This is a genomic window from Streptomyces milbemycinicus (assembly GCF_002154605.1).
Classification (GTDB): Bacteria; Actinomycetota; Actinomycetes; order Streptomycetales; family Streptomycetaceae; genus Streptomyces; species Streptomyces milbemycinicus.
On the sequence record NZ_MUNE01000566.1, the window covers coordinates 286 to 555 of the forward strand.

The following is a 270-nucleotide window of genomic DNA, read 5'->3' on the forward strand; positions in this document are numbered from 1 at the left end:
AACAGCCGCTTACGGCGCGCCGGCGCCTGCTGCTGTATGTCCTCGACCTCGTAGTGCAGTTCGGTGCCGTCGTCGGCGATCGCCGTACCCGGGGTGCCGCGCAGCGTGCCGAAAGGGCCGGCGGCGTCCAGCTCCAGCCGCGCCTTGCGCCTTACACCGCGGCCCACGGTCAGCCGCTCCAGCCCGACGCCCACGGCGGCGCCTGCCGCGACGACGCCGATCGCGACGCCCGCGAATCCCGCGCCACGCCGCCACCCCACGGCCGTCGCC

1 pseudogene is annotated in these 270 nt (G+C 75.9%); it reads right to left on the reverse strand.

From position 1 onward, the window contains the following. Nucleotides 1–270: pseudogene (locus CCN51_RS58305) on the reverse strand (alpha/beta hydrolase); the annotation flags it as partial.